Source organism: Stappia sp., assembly GCF_965276915.1.
Taxonomy (GTDB): Bacteria; Pseudomonadota; Alphaproteobacteria; order Rhizobiales; family Stappiaceae; genus Stappia.
This window is the reverse complement of record NZ_OZ255709.1, coordinates 1,104,056-1,121,628: the sequence shown is the minus strand read 5'-3', so window position 1 is coordinate 1,121,628 and position 17,573 is coordinate 1,104,056. Positions and strand designations below refer to the sequence as shown.

20 protein-coding genes and 1 other RNA gene are annotated in these 17,573 nt (G+C 66.0%); 8 read left to right on the top strand and 13 right to left on the bottom strand.

The genetic code is table 11. The features are described from left to right. Nucleotides 1-79: 79 nt before the first annotated feature. Both ACQY46_RS05260 and ACQY46_RS05255 read right to left on the bottom strand, forming a co-directional pair. Complete coding sequence (locus ACQY46_RS05260; RefSeq protein ID WP_428699233.1) at nucleotides 80-487, bottom strand: carboxymuconolactone decarboxylase family protein; 408 nt, start codon at nucleotides 485-487, stop codon at nucleotides 80-82. A 63-nt stretch (nucleotides 488-550) separates the two neighbouring features. After that, nucleotides 551-1,120, bottom strand: coding sequence for an AprI/Inh family metalloprotease inhibitor (locus ACQY46_RS05255; protein ID WP_428699232.1), 570 nt, complete (start codon nucleotides 1,118-1,120; stop codon nucleotides 551-553). Nucleotides 1,121-1,492: 372 nt separating this feature from the next. Here ACQY46_RS05255 and ACQY46_RS05250 point away from each other — a divergent pair, with 372 nt between their 5' ends. Continuing rightward, a complete protein-coding gene (locus ACQY46_RS05250) occupies nucleotides 1,493-2,065 on the top strand; it encodes an N-acetyltransferase family protein (RefSeq protein ID WP_428699231.1) in 573 nt (190 codons plus the stop codon). Nucleotides 2,066-2,076: 11 nt separating this feature from the next. Here ACQY46_RS05250 and ACQY46_RS05245 read toward each other — a convergent pair whose 3' ends face one another. Beyond that, nucleotides 2,077-2,526 carry a low molecular weight phosphatase family protein gene (locus ACQY46_RS05245; protein ID WP_428699230.1) on the bottom strand — a complete coding sequence of 150 codons (450 nt, stop codon included), beginning with the start codon at nucleotides 2,524-2,526 and terminating at the stop codon, nucleotides 2,077-2,079. Between the two features lie 224 nt (nucleotides 2,527-2,750). Further along, the gene (locus ACQY46_RS05240; protein ID WP_428699229.1) at nucleotides 2,751-3,098 is read right to left on the bottom strand and encodes a carboxymuconolactone decarboxylase family protein; all 348 of its coding nucleotides are present in this window, start codon (nucleotides 3,096-3,098) and stop codon (nucleotides 2,751-2,753) included. 177 nt (nucleotides 3,099-3,275) lie between these two features. Here ACQY46_RS05240 and ACQY46_RS05235 point away from each other — a divergent pair, with 177 nt between their 5' ends. Then, nucleotides 3,276-3,653: an MAPEG family protein gene (locus ACQY46_RS05235; protein ID WP_428699228.1), complete on the top strand. Its 378-nt coding sequence runs from the start codon at nucleotides 3,276-3,278 to the stop codon at nucleotides 3,651-3,653. A gap of 141 nt (nucleotides 3,654-3,794) precedes the next feature. Here the strand turns inward: ACQY46_RS05235 and ACQY46_RS05230 are convergent, their stop codons facing one another. The 9 genes from ACQY46_RS05230 to ACQY46_RS05190 form a co-directional block, all read right to left on the bottom strand. Further along, nucleotides 3,795-4,577, bottom strand: a complete 783-nt coding sequence (locus ACQY46_RS05230) for a succinate dehydrogenase iron-sulfur subunit (RefSeq protein WP_428699227.1) — start codon at nucleotides 4,575-4,577, stop codon at nucleotides 3,795-3,797. A gap of 67 nt (nucleotides 4,578-4,644) precedes the next feature. Further along, complete coding sequence (locus ACQY46_RS05225; protein WP_428699226.1) at nucleotides 4,645-5,490, bottom strand: FkbM family methyltransferase; 846 nt, start codon at nucleotides 5,488-5,490, stop codon at nucleotides 4,645-4,647. Nucleotides 5,491-5,528: 38 nt separating this feature from the next. Continuing rightward, a complete protein-coding gene (sdhA, locus tag ACQY46_RS05220) occupies nucleotides 5,529-7,358 on the bottom strand; it encodes a succinate dehydrogenase flavoprotein subunit (protein ID WP_428699225.1) in 1,830 nt (609 codons plus the stop codon). Between the two features lie 4 nt (nucleotides 7,359-7,362). Beyond that, nucleotides 7,363-7,746: a succinate dehydrogenase, hydrophobic membrane anchor protein gene (gene sdhD, locus ACQY46_RS05215; RefSeq protein ID WP_428699224.1), complete on the bottom strand. Its 384-nt coding sequence runs from the start codon at nucleotides 7,744-7,746 to the stop codon at nucleotides 7,363-7,365. 13 nt (nucleotides 7,747-7,759) lie between these two features. Continuing rightward, complete coding sequence (sdhC, locus tag ACQY46_RS05210; protein ID WP_428699223.1) at nucleotides 7,760-8,143, bottom strand: succinate dehydrogenase, cytochrome b556 subunit; 384 nt, start codon at nucleotides 8,141-8,143, stop codon at nucleotides 7,760-7,762. 196 nt (nucleotides 8,144-8,339) lie between these two features. Continuing rightward, nucleotides 8,340-8,999 carry a sulfate transporter family protein gene (locus tag ACQY46_RS05205; RefSeq protein ID WP_428699222.1) on the bottom strand — a complete coding sequence of 220 codons (660 nt, stop codon included), beginning with the start codon at nucleotides 8,997-8,999 and terminating at the stop codon, nucleotides 8,340-8,342. A 100-nt stretch (nucleotides 9,000-9,099) separates the two neighbouring features. Next, nucleotides 9,100-9,705 (bottom strand): histidine phosphatase family protein, encoded by a 606-nt coding sequence (locus ACQY46_RS05200; protein WP_428699221.1) that lies wholly within the window; start codon nucleotides 9,703-9,705, stop codon nucleotides 9,100-9,102. Further along, nucleotides 9,702-10,649, bottom strand: a complete 948-nt coding sequence (nudC, locus tag ACQY46_RS05195; RefSeq protein WP_428699220.1) for an NAD(+) diphosphatase — start codon at nucleotides 10,647-10,649, stop codon at nucleotides 9,702-9,704. The genes ACQY46_RS05200 and nudC overlap by 4 nt, the downstream gene beginning before the upstream one ends. 79 nt (nucleotides 10,650-10,728) lie before the next feature. Then, nucleotides 10,729-11,148, bottom strand: coding sequence for an HIT domain-containing protein (locus tag ACQY46_RS05190; protein ID WP_428699219.1), 420 nt, complete (start codon nucleotides 11,146-11,148; stop codon nucleotides 10,729-10,731). A gap of 212 nt (nucleotides 11,149-11,360) precedes the next feature. On the opposite strand from ACQY46_RS05190, the gene ACQY46_RS05185 reads away from it, so the two are divergent. The 6 genes from ACQY46_RS05185 to ACQY46_RS05160 all read left to right on the top strand — a co-directional run bounded on the left by ACQY46_RS05185 (nucleotide 11,361) and on the right by ACQY46_RS05160 (nucleotide 17,571). After that, nucleotides 11,361-13,007 carry an acyl-CoA synthetase gene (locus ACQY46_RS05185; RefSeq protein ID WP_428699218.1) on the top strand — a complete coding sequence of 549 codons (1,647 nt, stop codon included), beginning with the start codon at nucleotides 11,361-11,363 and terminating at the stop codon, nucleotides 13,005-13,007. A 58-nt stretch (nucleotides 13,008-13,065) separates the two neighbouring features. Next, nucleotides 13,066-13,163, top strand: an RNA gene (gene ffs, locus ACQY46_RS05180) — signal recognition particle sRNA small type. A 152-nt stretch (nucleotides 13,164-13,315) separates the two neighbouring features. Next, a complete protein-coding gene (locus ACQY46_RS05175) occupies nucleotides 13,316-15,235 on the top strand; it encodes a DNA polymerase III subunit gamma/tau (protein WP_428699217.1) in 1,920 nt (639 codons plus the stop codon). Nucleotides 15,236-15,324: 89 nt separating this feature from the next. After that, nucleotides 15,325-15,645 (top strand): YbaB/EbfC family nucleoid-associated protein, encoded by a 321-nt coding sequence (locus tag ACQY46_RS05170; protein ID WP_306028113.1) that lies wholly within the window; start codon nucleotides 15,325-15,327, stop codon nucleotides 15,643-15,645. 4 nt (nucleotides 15,646-15,649) lie between these two features. Then, nucleotides 15,650-16,258, top strand: coding sequence for a recombination mediator RecR (gene recR, locus ACQY46_RS05165; RefSeq protein ID WP_428699216.1), 609 nt, complete (start codon nucleotides 15,650-15,652; stop codon nucleotides 16,256-16,258). A gap of 89 nt (nucleotides 16,259-16,347) precedes the next feature. After that, a complete protein-coding gene (locus ACQY46_RS05160; protein WP_428699215.1) occupies nucleotides 16,348-17,571 on the top strand; it encodes a lytic murein transglycosylase in 1,224 nt (407 codons plus the stop codon). The last annotated feature ends 2 nt before the right edge of the window (nucleotides 17,572-17,573 follow it).

The window sequence follows — 17,573 nt, the reverse complement described above, 5'->3', positions numbered from 1 at the left end:
CCATTGGGAGGCGCGCCTTGCGAGCCCGGCAACGACCGGACGCCTGCGGCCGGCGCAGGAGCAGCGCCCGGACCCGTGTCTAGTCCTTTGCCTCTGGCAGAAACTGCGGGTCCACCGGCACCTGCAACCCGGTCGCCAGCCTGTTCGTCTCGCTCGCCATGCCGACGATCGCAAGCAGTTCGCCGAGCTGCTCCTCGCTCATGCCCTTGGCCCTTGCCGCCGCCGTATGCGAGCGAATGCAATATTCGCAGCCATTGACGATCGACACCGCGACGTAGAGCATCTCCTTGGTCAGCGGATCGATCGAGCCAGGGCCCATGACCTCCCTCAGGCTGGACCAGGTGCGCTCCAGGAGCTTCGGATCGTTGGCAAGAACCCGCCAGAAATTGTTGATGAAGTCAGTGTTTCGCGTCGCCCTGATATCGGCGACGACCGCGGCGGAACGCGCCGGCAGCTCGTCATCTGCAAGTATCGGCCAGACCGACATGCCTCCCCTCCCAGTCTCGGGCCGCCCCGGCCGCTCGGCCGTGCGGGCCCTGCGTCGGATTTCCTAGCGGAACACCTGGACAGGCGCACCGGACGTCGTGCGACCGGAGAAGCTTTCCGCGCCGGTCGCATAAAGTTCCGCAACCGTGGTGCCGCTGTTGTCCTTGAGCAGCACCTGCTTGCCCTGCAGGTCCCAGGCGGAGATCGTCTGCATCTGCGGAGACGCGCAACCGCGGGAGTTGGCGCGATAGCCGCCGCTCCAGGTGGTCAGCGTCATGAAGAGCTTGCAATTGTCGGAGCCGGAGGCAAGCGACCATCCGCCGAGCATGTCGCTGCGACCGATTTCGCGCGCGCCGGCAGGCGGAGCGCCGGAGGCACCGGCTGTCGGATCGACACCGGCAACCTGGGTGCCGGTGTCACCAAGCGGCGCGCCGTCGACACCGGTTCCAGGCTGGCCGTAGGCCGGATCAAGGGGTTGCAGCGGCTCCAGCGACTGGCTGGCAACAGGCGCGGTGGGCGTTGCCGGGAGCGGCGCGCTGCGGCTTCCGTACCCAAGGCGCTGACAGCCGGCCAGCGCCACGGTGAGGCAGAGCATGGCTGCCAGGGGTGCGCTATGCTGGGCGGAACGGATCATGTTCTGTCTGTCCTTGCTCGTTCTGGCTTCACACGGTTTCACAGTGCGCGACCCGAGCCGGGCGGGGCATCATCTGCTTGCCATGACACGCAAACCGGCTTCCGGAAGCCAAGTTGGACCGGGCCCGGTGTCCCGGTCGACCTGCCCGCGATGTCATGGCACCAACCGTCATGATTCTTGTCGGTTTTGGTGACCAAATGGTTGACGCGTTTCCAATGGGCAGGCAATTGGGTCCAAATAATGACCCGCGGCCTGCAGGAAATGCCACCCGGGATGCCCCGGATCGCCACGAATCCGCCGCAAGTCGCGCCTAGCAAGGGATCTGGTCTGGGGAGACCCCAAGGAGCGGTGCCTATCCTTCAGGAGCATCGCATGCCTCATTCAAGCGAAAAGCCGCAGACCGGCTACTACCGAAAACTGACATTCGCGGACCAGCCGCTTTTTCGCGACCACCTGTTGCGGCTCGATCCGCAGGCGCGCCGCGCCCGTTTCGCCATGCCGGCGAGCGATGCGTTCCTACGCTGCTATGCCGATACAAGCTTTACGCTGGGAACGATGATTCACGGCTATTTCGTTGACGGGCATCTGCGCGCAGTGGCGGAGCTTCGTTCGTTCAGTGATGGCGAGACGGCCGAGGCCGCGTTTTCCGTCGAAAGCGGCAGCCAGCAGACCGGCGTCGGGACGCGGCTGATGGAACTGACGCTGATCGCGGCGCGCAATCGCGGCTGCCGGCACATCTACATGAATTGCCTGGCAACCAACCGTGCCATGCAGCAGCTGGCACGGAAGTTCACAGCGGATCTCACCTTCGAGATGGGCGACATCATCGGCCGCATCGAGCCGCGCTCGTTCTCGTTTTTCAGCCTTGCCCGCGAGCAGATTGCCGACGCCTTCGGCGTGATCGGCGCCTTCACCGACACCGGCCGTCGTCCGGCGGGACGCTAACCGCCGGCCAGTCAGGCAATGCGGCGAAAGCCGGAATGCCGGAAGCTCTGCTCGTCGATGGCCCGGTTGATCCGGCGGCGGATCTCATGGAAAGCGTCGCGCAGCGCCTCGCGCCCGACCAGCGTCGTTGCGCGCGTGCCAAGGCCCCAGTCGACCAGTCGCGTGTGGGCGGGCCAGGCACGGGTCGTCGCCACCAGGGCCGCCGGTGTAAGCCCGACGACGACATCGGGGACGGGCGCGTGCGGCAGAGTGAAGAGCCGCCAGCTTTTCGGCTGCAGGCCGGTCAGCGGCAGTCCGTGTGCGGCCAGGGTCTTGCCAACACCTTCGGCAAGATCCGGCGCAGGCGAAAGGCCTGCGGAAAAAGCCCGCAGGCCGCGAGAGGGGTCCACGTTGAGATAGGCCTCGGCCATCGGGCTGAGACGCGCGTTGTCGTCGCACAGGAACAGGACATTTACCGACATCGTCACTCCTTGGATCGCGACCGCCGCATGACGCAGGCGATGCAGGATCCGCCCGGCTCCGGTGCGCGACTGGCGCTGGCCGGAGCCTTTGTCCGTGGTGATTTCGAATCGCCCCCCGGCGCAAGCGCAGGTGATACGCGGGCTTCGAAACGGCAATGTGACGAGCCGCCAAACACTTCCGGGCCAAATCGCGGCGATCCCGTGGCAGGAGGAAAGGACCGTTTTCAAGCCTCCGCAAAACTGTCGAAGGCCGCCAGCGCCTCCGCGCCGTAGATCATCGACGGCCCGCCCCCCATGTAGACGGCGACCCCGATCGTCTCCATCACCTCCTCGCGGGTGGCGCCGTATTTCGCCGCGGCCTTCGCGTGATAGGCAAGGCATCCGTCGCACCGTGCGGCAATGCCGATGGCAAGCGCGATGAGTTCCTTGGTTCTGCTGTCAAGCGCGCCGGCGCCAATCGCTGAACGCGCGATGTCCTGAAATCCTTTCGCAACGCCCGGAATACCGGACCGCAACGCGCCCATCCGCCCGTCCGTCTGCTCGATGAAAGCCTGCCAGTCGCTCACGGCCATTTTCGGGGAACTCCGTTCGGTTTTCGACGGGCCGGACGATAGCGAACGCGAGGGTTCGCGCCTTGTTCTGGATCAAGTCTCCTTTCGGCTTGACCCGACAGTCACAACGCCGCAAGGCATGGCCGGAGGTACGGACCCCGTGTCCGCACCAGCACAAGTCCAGTGAGGAACCCGCCGATGCCTTTCGCCCTGTGGTGCGTACTCGCCGCCGCGATCCTGCCAATCCTGTCGGCCTTCCCGGCCAAGCTGACGAAGGAGTTCGACAACGCGAAGCCACGCGATCCGGACTTCTGGAAAGACGGTTTCCGGGCCCGGGCGGCAGCGGCGCAGGCGAACGGTTACGAAGCCTTCCCGCTGTTCGCCGTCGCGGTCGTCACCGGGCTCTGGCAGGGCGGCAATGCTGAGTGGATCGACAACCTCGCCGGGCTCTTCATCGGCGCGCGGGCAATCTTTGTCTTCTGCTACTGGACGGATCGCTCCACCCCGCGTTCGCTCGCCTGGGCCGTCGGTTTCGCGGCAAGCGTGGCGATCTTCACCAGCCCGGTGTGGAGCTGAGCAACGAGGCGACGAGAGGGTTGCACTTATGGCGGCGATGTCGACCTTGTGCGCGGCGGTCTCTCGGTTCACTTCTGAGCAGAAAAGCGAAAGGCGGCACACCGGCCGCCCTTCCAACTCCCGTATCGGCCGGAAACCCGGTCAGTAGCGGCGCTCGACCATCATCTTCTTGATCTCGGCGATCGCCTTGGCCGGGTTGAGCCCCTTCGGGCAGGCCTGGCTGCAGTTCATGATCGTGTGGCAGCGATAGAGGCGGAACGGGTCCTCGAGATTGTCGAGGCGCTCGCCGGTGGCCTCGTCGCGCGAATCGATCAGCCAGCGATAGGCCTGCAGCAGGACGGCCGGGCCGAGATAGCGGTCGCCGTTCCACCAGTAACTCGGGCAGGACGTGGAACAGCAGGCGCACAGGATACACTCGTAGAGACCGTCGAGTTTGGCCCGGTCGTCGTGGCTCTGCCGCCATTCCTTTTCGGGAGCCGGCGTCGTCGTCTGCAGCCAGGGCTCGATCGAGCGGTGCTGGGCATAGAAACGCGTCAGGTCGGGAACCAGGTCCTTGACCACCGGCATGTGCGGCAGAGGGTAGATCTTCACCGGCTTTTCGCCGATCTCTTCCATGCCCCGGGTACAGGCGAGCGTGTTGGTGCCGTCGATATTCATCGCGCACGACCCGCAAATGCCCTCGCGACAGGACCGGCGGAATGTCAGCGTCGGGTCGATCTTGTCCTTGATGTAGATGAGCCCGTCGAGAACCATCGGCCCGCAATCGTCACGGTCGATGAAGTAGGTGTCGACCCGCGGATTGCGGCCGTCATCCGGGTTCCAGCGGTAGATGCGGAACTCGTGCAGGTGATTGGCGCCGGCCGGCTTGTCCCAGACCTTGCCTTCGGCAACCTGGGAATTCTTGGGAAGCGTCAGCTGTACCATATCTCGTCGCTCCGCGTTTCGGCCCGTCCGCAAGGCAGGCCATTCGTTCTGGTTTGCATTCGGCCTTTCAGGCGGCGCGCCCGAAAAGCATGTTGTCCATTGTCTCGCCTTCGACGGCGTAGCCCAGGCCGGCAAGAACGGCGAGGCAGTCCCGCGCCCAGTGCTCCCGGCAATTCGTCTCGAGCAGCACCGCCCGAGGCAACAGGCCGGGATCGCAGTCCTGCAGATAGGGCAGGAGGACGCGATCCTCGAAGCCTTCGACATCGACCTTGAGCACGTCGACACGGCCGATCCCGTGCGCGGCAAGAAGGTTCGCCAGCGGACGCACGGTCACGGTGCGCGGTGACCAGTCCCCGGCCCACTCGCCTGTTGTCAGATCCTCGACCAGCGTCGCGAAACCGCAATTCGTCGGCTCGCTCCACAGCTGCATCGTTCCGGGAGCCTCGCCGACGGCAACGGTCGCAACGACGATCTCGTCGAGACGATTGGCTGCGACGTTGAACGCCAGCCGCCCCGCAGTCTCCGGATTGGCCTCGACCGCCAGCACCTGCGCACCCCGCCGTGCCGCCTGGAGCGCATAGCTGCCGATATTGGCCCCGATGTCGACAAAGACCGTCCCCTTGACCAGATGACGCGCGAGCATGTCGTGCTCGGCGCGCTCCGGCAGGCGCCGCCTGGCCATGATCTTTCGGTCGTCATAGTTCGAGCCGGGATAGAGACGAAAGCGAAGCCCGTCCGCTTCCGTGTCATAGGGGCCCGCCCAGATCCGCGACACCAGCGTACGCACGCGTTTTCGCAAACCCGCAGCCATCTCGTGGCGGTCGGCAAGCGCCCAGGCAAACCTGGCCAGACCCTCGGCACCATAGGTGCCGAAGGGCGAGGTCGTGTCGATCGCGATGCCTGTCGCCGTCATGTGCCCAACGGGTTCCTGCTCTCTGTCGCGGCCCTGCCTCAGTAGACGCGCGCCTTCGGCGCGATCTTCTTCGGGTCGATGCCGCCTTCCTCGAAGGTCGTCAGCGGCTCGGTGACGACCGGGCGATAGTCCAGCGTCGTCGTTCCGTCCTCGGCGACCCAGGCAAGCGTGTGCTTGCGCCAGTTGTCGTCGTCGCGCCCGCCCAGCGGACCGTCCTTGAAGTCCTCGCGCGCATGCGCCCCGCGGCTCTCCTTGCGCGCCTCGGCGCCGTAAACCGTGGTGATGGCATTGGCCATCAGGTTTTCAAGCTCCAGCGTCTCGACAAGGTCGGAGTTCCAGATCATCGAGCGGTCGCTCACCTTGAGATCGGCAAGCTCGCCCCAGATCGCGGAAATGCGCTGGCAGCCCTGCTCCAGGCTCTCCTGGGTCCGGAACACGGCGGCATCCTCCTGCATGGCGCGCTGCATCTTCTCGCGCAGCTGCGCCGTCGGCGTGGAGCCGTCGGCATGACGGAGCCTGTCGAAGCGCGCCATGACCTTCTCGCAGCTCGCCTCGTTCGGCGTCGGCACGGCCGACTTGCGGTCGACGACCTCGCCCGCCCTGATCGCGGCGGCACGGCCGAAGACGACAAGATCGATCAGCGAGTTGGATCCGAGACGGTTGGCGCCGTGCACCGAAGCACAGCCCGCCTCGCCGACGGCCATCAGGCCCGGCTGGATGGCGCTCGGATCGTCCTTGGTCGGATTGAGCACCTCGCCCCAGTAGTTGGTCGGCACGCCGCCCATGTTGTAGTGGACCGTCGGCAGGACCGGGATCGGCTCCTTGGTCACGTCGACGCCGGCGAAGATCTTCGCCGATTCCGAGATGCCCGGCAGGCGCTCCGCGAGAATGCCCGGATCCAGGTGGTCGAGATGCAGGAAGATGTGATCCTTGTTCTTGCCGACACCCCGGCCGTCACGGATCTCCATCGTCATGCAGCGCGAGACCACGTCGCGAGAGGCGAGGTCCTTGGCCGAGGGTGCATAACGCTCCATGAAGCGCTCGCCCTCGGAATTGACCAGATAGCCGCCCTCGCCGCGTGCGCCCTCGGTGATGAGGCAACCGGCGCCGTAGATGCCGGTCGGATGGAACTGGACGAACTCCATGTCCTGAAGCGGCAGGCCGGCACGCGCAACCATGCCGCCGCCATCGCCGGTGCAGGTATGGGCGGAGGTCGCCGAGAAATAGGCGCGGCCGTAACCGCCGGTCGCCAGGACGACCATCTTGGCGGAGAAACGGTGGATGGTTCCGTCATCGAGGTTCCAGGCGATGACGCCCTGACAGACGCCGTCCTCGGACATGATCAGGTCGAGGGCGAAATACTCGATGAAGAACTCGGCATTGTGCCGGAGCGACTGGCCGTAGAGCGTGTGCAGGATGGCGTGGCCGGTACGGTCCGCGGCAGCACAGGTGCGCTGCACCGGAGGACCGTCGCCGTAATTCTGCATGTGACCGCCGAAGGGACGCTGGTAGATGCGGCCGTCCTCGGTGCGCGAGAAGGGCACGCCGTAGTGCTCGAGCTCGTAGACAGCCTTGGGCGCCTCCCGCGCGAGATATTCCATCGCGTCGGTGTCGCCGAGCCAGTCGGAGCCCTTGACGGTGTCGTACATGTGCCACTGCCAGCAGTCGGGCGTCATGTTCTGCAGGCTTGCGGCGATGCCGCCCTGCGCCGCCACCGTATGCGAACGGGTCGGGAAGACCTTGGAGATGCAGGCGGTCTTCAGACCCTGCTCGGCCATGCCGAGCGTCGCCCGAAGGCCCGCGCCGCCGGCCCCCACGACCACCACGTCATAGCGGTGATCGACAAAGGAATAGGCTTGTCCTGCCATGTTTTCAGCCTCCGAAGCTGATCTTGAGAACGGCAAAGACCGACGCAAGGCCGACGAATACCGAGAAGAAGGTGTTGCCCATCAACGCCAGCAGCTTCAGCGCCTCGCCGTGAAGGTAATCCTCGATGATCACCTGCATGCCGAGCTTCATGTGATAGATGCCCGACAGGATCACCAGCAGCAGCAGGATCGCGACCAGCGGATTGCCGAGCGCGGAGGTCACCGAGGCGTGGTCCCCGCCCTGCAGGGCGACGACGAGAATCACGAAGAAGGAGATCAGGAAGACGTTGGCGACGGCCGTGACGCGCTGGCGCCAGAAATGGGTGGTGCCGTCCTTTGCCGAGCCGAGACCGCGAACGCGGGAAAGCGGGGTACGCATGTCAGTCATGGTTGTGCCTCCCTCAGCGTACGGCATAGCCGACGATCCAAAGCAGGATCGTCAGGATGACGGAACCGATGATCGTCGCACGGGCAAGCCATTCGCGCGCCTCCGTTCCGAAGCCGTGGCCCATGTCCCAGATGAAATGCCGCATGCCGCCAAGCATGTGATGAACCAGCGCCCAGGTGAAGCCGAACAGCACGAGGCGCCCGAGGATCGACCCGTAGAGCTCGTTGACGAACTCGAAATAATCGGGACCGGCCGCCGCGGCGACAAGCCACCAGGCGAGAAGGATCGTGCCGAAATACAGCGCCGCACCGGTGATGCGGTGCAGGATCGACATGACCATTGTGAGGATGGGTTTGTAGATCTGGAGATGCGGCGAAAGGGGCCGGCTGTTTTTCATCCCGACATCCGACATGGACTGTTCTCCCGTCTCCCCAATCGGCTTACGCTTACGTAAACGTTAGCTAAATCAGGGCCTTGTGTACCCGCCTTCTAAACCCATCGGGCGGGAACGTCAAAATATCCTATCGGAGAAGCCGGTGGAGTCTTTTCACCGCTGCCGCAGGCCGGGCAGACGGAGAAAGCCAGGCCAAGCCTTACCTATAGGTAAGTCGCTTGTTGAGATGCACCATCATGACGGTGGCGAAAATGGGCGTCAGCAGGTTCAGGAGCGGCACGGCGAGAAAACCGGCAATGACCAGGCCTCCCATGAACACGGTTCCCGAGTGGGCGCGGCGCAACGCCCTGGCCTCTTCCGGGGACCGGAACCGCATTGCGGCGAACTCGAAGAATTCGCGGCCCAGCAGATAGCCGTTGACGACGAAGAACGCGATCAGGTTGACACCTGGAACGAGAAGCAGCAGCAGCGCCAGCAGGTTGCCGGCAATCACGATCCCGGCGAACTTGATCGCCTGCGGCAAGGCCTTCGACAATGGCATCGCGCGCCCGGGCGAATCGGCGGGATAGTCGCCCTTCTCCACCACGTCGGCGATCTCGTCCTGCAGGATGCCGGCGATGATGGCCGTGACCGGCGCGACCAGAAATCCGAGCAGGAAGATTGCGCCGATGCCCGTCAACAGGGAAAGCGCCGTTTCCAGCCAAGGATATGGCAGGGTGACCAGCGTCGCCACCGCACCGTTCAGTGCCGCCCACACCAGAACCAGCAGCACCAGCGTGTAGCCGAGCGTTTTCCAGAAGATCGCCCTGAGAGGAGGCTCGAAGATCTGGGAAAGGGCACGCAATGCAGCTGAAATCATGGTGCGATTCGGTCCTGACGATAGAGGTGACAGCGTTCACGTAGGTGGCGGACCGGCACTCCGCAAGACGGCAGGCCGGGACAGGGCCGCGCCGGACCTTTCAACAGTCGGCAATCGAACGCCAGTCGAGCCCGCCGGCGTTGCAATCAGCGAGCGCTGCGCGGGGAAACGCGAAAAAGCATCCGCCGCCGCCCGGCGGTTGGTCGTGACGACGATCGATCGCCAACCCGCCAACATGGCACTTGAGCAGAGTGCCGACACCGCCATGTCCGACGAAGAGCACCGTCTCATCCGCCGGAATCCTGTCCAGATGGGCAAGGACCCGCCCACATATCCGCGTCTGGGCGGCGCGCGCCGTCTCCCAGCCGCGCACGCTCTCGTCGGGAGAGGCGAAGAAGCGATCGGCAACGCTCTCGAACTCCGGCGGAGGCAGGAACCCGGTCGCGGAGCGGTCGTTCTCGTGCATCAGTTCGTCAACAATGATCGTCAGGCCGAGATGACCGGCCAGAATCTCCGCTGTCTGGCGCGCCTTGCGCTCCGCACTGGAGACGACATGGCGCACCCTGGAGAAGTCCGGAAGAACCGCGCCGGCCCGGGCGCGCCGGAAACCGGCCTCGGACAGTCCCCAGTCCGGCACCGGCACGGCCGGATCGATCTCGACCTGCGGATGGGTGAGATAGATGCAGTCGCCGCGGGGAGGAATCATGCGGAAACGTCCGTGCGCTCCGCCCAGTTGCGAATCAGCCAATGCGCGATGGAAAGCGGCGGCGGCACCTTCAGCCCTTGCGGATGACGGTCCTCGAGCATTGCCAGTACCTCCTCGCGCGGGAACCAGCGACAGGCCTCCAGTTCGCTTTCGTCCATGGTGACGTCCCGGCTTGTCGCGACCCCGTGACAGCCGATCATCAGCGAGGCAGGAAACGGCCAGGGCTGGCTCGCGTGATAGTCCACCCGGCCAACGCGAATGCCCGCCTCTTCGAAGACTTCCCGGCGGACGGCCTCCTCGATCGTCTCGCCCGGCTCGATGAAGCCGGCGAGCGTGGAGAACACCCCCTCGGCAAGACGGGGCGGGCGTCCCATCAGGCAGTCGTCTCCATCGGCCACCAGCATGATGGCCACCGGGTCCGTACGCGGAAAATGCAGGCCGCCACAGGAGGGGCAATCACGCCTGTAGCCCCCTTGCTTCATGACGCTTTCGGCCCCGCAGCGCGAGCAGTGGCGGTGTGTCGCATGCCAGTGAAGAAGCGCGCTCGCCTGCGCCAGAATGCCGAGATGCCCGGGCGCCAGAGCATCCTGCAGCGCAAGCGAGCGGATATCGATCAGCTTCAGGCCGGCAGGTGCCGCGGCCTCGACCTCCTCGGCGCTCGCATCCAGCGGCACGGCAAAGACCGGCGCACCCTCGCCATCGAAGCCGAGCAGAACGACCTCGCCCTCGCGCGGCGAGAAACCTGCTCCGGTATCGCGGCCGTGCAGAATGGAGAGAGGATGCTCGGCAATCCCGACAAGCGGGCGCCCCTCGCACAGAAAGACGAAGCGTGCCGCGGCGCCCTGCAGATGCGCGGCGAACCAGCGGTCATCGCCGCGATGCTCCGAGAGGCGGTCGAGGGGGTTGCCGTGATAGGCAAAGCCAAGGGCATGCGGGTCGGTCATGTAGGGCTTTCCGGGAGGATTGTGCAAAGGAGGGGGATGCAATCTTGGTGCCTGAGGGGCTATCGGTCCGCAAGGCGGGTCATCGGACCGCCCCGGAGAAAGCGGCCGCCAACCGCTCGACCAGCTCCTGCTGCCCGGTCTCGGGGCGGGCAACCGCCTGGCCCACACCCCAGACGGGTCCGGGCCAGGCCGGATCGTCTTTCCGGCGGGCGATCACGTGGACATGCAGCTGGGGCACCATGTTGCCCAGCGCTGCGACGTTGAGCTTGTCGCAGCCCGTTTCCGTCTTCAGCACGCGGCTTGCAATGGCAATCTCCTGCATCAGGCGCAACTGGTCCGCCTCGTCCAGATCGACGATCTCGATGAGACCGGCCTGGCGCGGAACCAGCAGCAGCCAGTCGAAGCGACCGTCCCGCATCAGCCGGACCGTGCAGAGCGGAAGGTCACAGACGGGAACGCTGTCGCCGACAAGGCGCGGGTCTGGCTGAAAGGCACTCATGACACCCCCTGACGGTCGATTGGCCCGGACGGCCATGCGGCAAAACCTGGAACAACGGTCTGGTCTTGCGCACTATAGCCACCGCGAACGGCGGCGCCAGCCCGGAACTGACAGCGCTTTTCCCGTTGACGGCGCCGGCGGCCCATTGCATGCGAAAGACGGAACCCGATCATTGATCAACCAATGATCCGGCTGTTCGGGGGGAGATGACGATGCTGGCCGACGCAAAAACCTACGAGGAGCTTGTCGCCCGTTTCGAGTGGAACGTGCCGGAGCGCTACAATATCGGCGTCGACATCTGCGACAAGTGGGCGGACACCGACCCGGAGCGGATCGCGCTTGTCTGCATCGGCGAGGACGGCGCCCGCGAGGAGGTCACCTTCGCCGATCTCAAGGCGCTGTCGAACCGGATCGCCAATCTTTTCCAACGCGACGGCGTCAGGCGCGGCGACCGCGTGGCGGTGCTGCTTCCGCAGGCGAAGGAGACAGCAGCAGCGCATATCGCGGCGCTGAAGCTCGGCGCCGTCACCATTCCCCTTTTCATGCTGTTCGGCGAGGAGGCCCTCGCCTACCGGCTCGGCAATTCCGGCGCGAAGGCGGTGGTCACCAACAGGGCCGGGGCGGCCAAGCTTGCGGGGATCCGCGACGACCTGCCGGAGCTCTCAATGGTCTACCGGATCGACGGCAGCGACGCCTCGACCGTCGACCTGCACGCCGAGGCGGCCACACTGCCGGCGGAGTTCACGCCGGCCGAGACCCGCGCCGACGATCCGGCGATCATCATCTACACGTCGGGAACCACCGGCCAGCCGAAAGGCGCGCTGCATGCCCACCGGGTGCTGCTCGGCCACCTGCCCGGCGTCGAAATGAGCCACGACCTGTTTCCCCGCCCCGGAGACCGGATCTGGACGCCGGCCGACTGGGCCTGGATCGGCGGTCTTCTCGACGTGCTGATGCCCGCGCTCCATCACGGCGTCACGGTCGTTGCCTGCCGCTTCGCGAAATTCACGGCGGACGCCGCGTTCCGGCTGATCTCGGAGGAAGGCGTGCGCAATGCCTTCCTTCCGCCGACCGCCTTGAAAATGATGAGGGCCGCCGGCGATCCGCCGGCAGACCTCGATCTGCGGATGCGCACCATCGCCAGCGGCGGCGAAACGCTGGGCAGCGAGCTTGTCGAGTGGGGACGCCGCGTCTTCGGCGTCACCATCAACGAGTTCTACGGTCAGACCGAGTGCAACATGATCGTGTCCTCCTGCGCGGCGCTGATGCCGGCGCGGCCGGGCATCATGGGACGTGCCGCTCCCGGACATGAGGTCGCCGTCGTCGACGCGCACGGCACCCCTGTGCCGGACGGAACCCAGGGCAACATCAGCGTGCGGCGCGGCGACCCGGTCATGTTCCTGGGCTACTGGAACAACCGCGAGGCAACGGAAGCGAAATTCGCCGGCGACTACCTTCTGACCGGCGACATGGGCGTGAGGGACGCGGAAGGCTGGTTGCGCTTCGTGGGCCGCGACGACGATGTCATCACCTCGTCAGGATACCGCATCGGTCCAGGCGAGATCGAGGACTGCCTGATCGGCCACGAGGCCGTCGCCATGGCCGGCGTGATCGGCAAGCCGGATGCGACCCGCACCGAGATCGTCAAGGCCTATGTGGTGCTGGCGGAAGGACACGCGGCGTCGGCTGCCCTGGCAAGGGAACTGCAGGAATTCGTCAAGTCGCGGCTCGCCGCGCACGAGTACCCGCGCGAGATCGCCTTTGTCGACAGCCTGCCGATGACGACGACCGGCAAGATCATTCGCAGGGAGTTGCGGGCCCGCGCCGCCGCGGAGCCCGGACAGGGGGCTGGTGCCTGAGCCGGATTTTCAGGATTTCTCCTTGCATCCGGCCATGAAAATCACGATATAGGGCTCGGGAGGTTGGTGGTGGACGAGCCACTCGCCAACCGGGTCAGGTCCGGAAGGAAGCAGCCCCAACGAGTCGCGGCACGGGTCACCGTGCCAGCCTCCCACCCTTTTCTTCGAAGATCAGTCTGACCCGCGCGCGCCTATTCCGGCGGCGGCGGCGAAAGCTGTGAGCCGGCCGGGACCGGAGGCGGGGAAATCGTCGCCGCCATGCGGAATAGGCCTCAACAATGCCGGCCCGCACCGCTAAGCTTGACGCCATGGATGGTTCCACACCCAATTCACCGGACGGCACCGGCGGAAGCACGCGCGACCCCGGCTATCGGGTTCTTGCGCGCAAGTACCGGCCGAGAAGCTTCGAGGACCTCGTCGGCCAGGAGCCGATGGTCCAGACCCTGCGCAACGCGTTCGAGACAGGCAGGATCGCCCAAGCCTGGATGCTGACCGGCGTTCGCGGCGTCGGCAAGACAACGACGGCACGCATCCTCGCCCGCGGGCTCAACTACGAGATCCCCGGCGAGATCGACCGGCCGACCGTCAATCTCGACCGCCCCGGCGTTCACTGCGAGGCGATCATGGACGGGCGTCATGTCGACGTCATCGAGATGGACGCCGCCTCGCATACCGGTATCGACGATATCCGCGAGATCACCGAGGCGGCGCGCTACCGCCCTGCCTCGGCCCGCTTCAAGGTCTACATCATCGACGAAGTGCACATGCTGTCCAAGTCGGCCTTCAACGGCCTTCTGAAGACGCTCGAGGAGCCGCCCGAGCATGTGAAATTCATCTTTGCGACGACCGAAATCCGCAAGGTTCCGGTCACGGTGCTGTCGCGCTGCCAGCGTTTCGACCTGCGCCGGATCGACGCCGACAAGCTGGTCGGCCTGCTGCGCCGGATTTCCGCCGCCGAAGGCATCCCGGTCGAGGACGAGGCACTGGCGCTCGTCGCCCGTGCCGGCGAAGGCTCGGCGCGCGATTCGCTCTCCCTCCTCGACCAGGCCATTGCCCATGGCAGCGTCGCCGCCCCCGGCGCGGCCGAGGGGATCACGGCGGATACCGTTCGCGGCATGCTCGGCCTCGCCGACAGGGCCCGCGTCATCGACCTGTTCGAACAGCTCATGCGGGGCGATGCCGGCGCGGCGATGGCAGAGTTCCGGACCCAGTACGATGTCGGCGCGGATCCAGTCGTCGTGCTTTCGGACCTCGCCGAGTTCACCCATCTGGTGACCCGCCTGAAAATCGTGCCCGACGCCGGCAATGACGCCTCGGTGACAGAGACCGAAAGGCTGCGCGGGCGCGAGCTCGCCGCCCGCCTGTCGCTGCGTCTTCTGTCGCGAACCTGGCAGATCCTGCTGAAGGGCATCGAAGAGGTCCAGGCCGCTCCAAAGCCGCACCTGGCCGCCGACATGGTTCTGGTGCGTCTCGCCTATGCCGCGGACCTGCCCGATCCGGAGGAAGCGCTGAAGCTGCTGCGCGCCGGCCAGGGCGAGGCCCTTGCCTCGGCGCTGCCGGCACAAACACCCCCGACCGGCGGGACAGTGGCAAGCGCGCCCCCTCCCCCTCCACAGCAAGTCGCGGTCGAACCCTCCGTTGCCGCTCCGCCTTCCGTCTCTTCCGGCGGCACTGCCACCTCGGCCGGCGCTCCGCCACGCCTGCAAGCGCTGTCGGGAGGTGCCGCCCTGGCTGCGCGCCGCTCCGAGACCGAGCCGCGCCATCAGGCGCAGTTCGCACCCCGGCCGCAAGCCGAGGAACCGGCCCATGACGGCCCGATGTCGCTTGCCGACTGCGCCGCCCTCGCCGCGGAAAAGCGCGACATTCGCCTGAAGGTCGAGATCGAGCGGCAGATGCGGCTGGTGCGCTTCGAACCGGGCCGGATCGAGATCCAGCCGGTAAGGGACGCCGATCCCGACCTTGCCGGGCGTCTCGGCCGCAAGCTGAGCGAATGGACAGGCCGGCGCTGGATCGTCACCGTGTCGAGAACGGAAGGGCGCCCGACGCTTCACGAGGAGCGCGAGGAGACGCAGCGCCAACTCATCTCCGACGCCAAAGCGGAGCCCGCGGTCGCCGCCCTTCTCGCCACCTTCCCGGGGGCCAAGGTTGTCGACGTGCGCGTCAGCACTGCGGAAGACACGCCCCTTGACATGGCCCCGGTCGAAGACGACACCGATCCCGATATCTGAAGCGGGCGCCGGATCGGAGAACACCGCCGGCAGCCCCTATTTTCCGACCGCACGGGCCGTTGAGGGTCGGGCGCGCCAAGGAGACCACGATGGACATTATGAAGATGATGAAGCAGGCGAAACAGATGCAGGAGCAGATGGGCTCCCTGCAGGAGGAGATCGCCTCCCTCACCGTCGACGGCGCGGCGGCCGGCGGCATGGTCACCGTCACCCTGTCCGGCAAGGGAGAGCTCAAGGGGATCCGCATCGACCCCTCGCTCGCCAAGGCCGACGAGGTCGACATCCTGGAAGACCTCATCCTTGCGGCCCATCAGGACGCCAAGGCGAAGGCCGAGGCGATGCTGCAGGAAAAGACCCAGGAAATGATGGGCGGCCTCGGCCTCCCCGCCGGTTTCAAGCTGCCGTTCTGATCCGATGAACAATCGCGCGGTGGCCGGACCCGAGGTCGAACGGCTGATCCAGCTGCTCGCCAAGCTGCCGGGGCTGGGTCCCCGTTCGGCCCGGCGCGCGGCGCTCCATCTGATCAAGAAGAAGGATCAGTTGCTGATCCCGCTCGCCCAGGCCATGGGCGTGGCGGTGGAGCATGTCACCGTATGCTCCACCTGCGGCACGGTCGACACCAGCGACCCTTGCACGATCTGCGCCGACACGCGCCGCGACGGCGCCACGGTGGTGGTCGTCGAGGATGTCGCCGACCTGTGGGCGCTGGAGCGGGCCGGAGCCCTCAACTGCCGCTACCATGTGCTTGGCGGGACGCTTTCGCCGCTTGACGGCATCGGGCCGGACGACCTGACCATCGACAAGCTGGTCGCGCGGGTGGCCGAAGGCGAAGTCACCGAGATCGTGCTTGCCGTCAACGCAACGGTCGAGGGGCAGACGACGGCCCACTACATCACCGACCGCTTGCGCGGGTTCGACGTCAAGGTGACGCGCCTCGCCCACGGCGTGCCGGTCGGCGGCGAGCTCGACTATCTCGACGAGGGAACGCTCGCCCAGGCGCTGAAAGCCCGCACCGCGTTCTGAGCTTCGGCCAGTCAACAAGCGCGGGCAAATGAAACACGGCACCGGGCGTGCTAGGCTCGCCGGTGCAAGGCAAACCGCACCGGATCATCATGCAACGCGCCCTGACCGTCATCTTCCGTCTGTCTCTCATCGCCGCATTGCTCGCTCTCCCGAGCTTGCCGGCTGCGGCCCAGCAAGGCCTCCAGGCGAAATTTTCAAGCTTCCTGGAGACCCGCATCGTGCCGGCCGCGCGCGAGGCGGGTGTTTCAGCTTCCGTGATCGCACGCGAACTCAAGGGCCTTTCGCCGGACACCTCGCTTCCCGGCCTCGGCGACCCGGACGGGCCGGAGCGCCCGCCTTCCGTCAACTACCAGTCGGAGTTTCGCGCGCCGGGAGGCTATTTCCGCGACAGCCAGTTCAACGCGCTGGTCAATCGCGGATGGGCGCTTGCCCGCACCCACCAGGACACACTGGCCCGGATCGAACGAAAATACGGCGTGCCCTCGCGCATCCTGCTCGCCATCTGGGCAAGGGAATCCGGCTATGGCGGCGCGCGCATTCCCCATGACGCGCTGAGAACACTGGCAACCCGCGCCTTCATGGGCGACCGGCGCGACTTTTTCGCAAAGGAAACCGTCGCGGCGCTGCAGATCCTGGCGGACGGGCACATCTCCCGCACCGAGATGAAAAGTTCCTGGGGCGGGGCCCTCGGTCAGCCGCAGTTCCTGCCCTCCAGCTTCCTGCGGCTCGCTGTCGATTTCGACGGCGACGGCAAGCGTGACATCTGGCGGTCGGTGCCCGATACGCTCGCCTCCATCGCCAACTACCTTGCCTGGTATGGCTGGGTGAAGGGGCGCGACTGGGGCTATGAGGCGGTCATCCCGGCCTCCGTCTCCTGTTCGCGCGAGGGGCCGGACCGCGGCCAGCCGATTTTGGCCTGGGTGGCGGAGGGCGTCACGCGCGTGAAGGACCGCCCCTTCCCCCCGCATGAGTTGCCGCAGCCCGGCTTCCTCCTGATGCCGGCAGGACGCAACGGCCCGGCCTTCATCGCCACCGACAATTTCTATGTGCTCAAGGCCTATAACGAATCGGACGTCTACGCGCTCTTCGTCGGTCATCTCGCCGATCGCTACGGCAGCAATTCAGGCTTCGTGCAGGGCTGGAAGGACGTAAAGACGCGCTCGCGCGGCGCCGTCCGCAAGCTGCAACTGACACTTGAAGGAAAGGGCCACGATGTCGGCGGCGCCGACGGGCTGATCGGCTTCAAGACCCGCCGCACCCTCGGGTTCGAGCAGGAAAAAGCGGGCCGGCGCGCCACCTGCTGGCTGGAGTGAGG